This window comes from Streptomyces sp. GbtcB6 (genome assembly GCF_019091475.1).
Classification (GTDB): Bacteria; Actinomycetota; Actinomycetes; order Streptomycetales; family Streptomycetaceae; genus Streptomyces; species Streptomyces hyaluromycini.
Map to the genome: position 1 here is coordinate 1 of NZ_JAGXJL010000215.1, position 372 is coordinate 372.

The window sequence follows — 372 nt, forward strand, 5'->3', positions numbered from 1 at the left end:
CCGGCCGGTGTCGAGGTGCACAACCCCGATCTGGTCCTCGCCACGCTCAACGGCAAGGGCAAGCTGGAGATGGAGCTGACGGTCGAGCGTGGCCGCGGTTATGTCTCCGCCGTGCAGAACAAGCAGGTGGGCCAGGAGATCGGCCGTATCCCGGTCGACTCCATCTACTCGCCGGTGCTCAAGGTCACGTACAAGGTCGAGGCGACCCGTGTCGAGCAGCGCACCGACTTCGACAAGCTGATCGTCGACGTCGAGACCAAGCAGGCGATGCGTCCGCGTGACGCCATGGCCTCCGCGGGCAAGACCCTGGTCGAGCTGTTCGGTCTCGCCCGCGAGCTGAACATCGACGCCGAGGGCATCGACATGGGCCCG

Annotated in this window: 1 pseudogene; it reads left to right on the forward strand. The window is 66.1% G+C overall.

Annotation, left to right across the window (positions count from 1 at the left end):
• A pseudogene (locus KVT45_RS55215) lies at positions 1 to 372 on the forward strand (DNA-directed RNA polymerase subunit alpha); the annotation flags it as partial.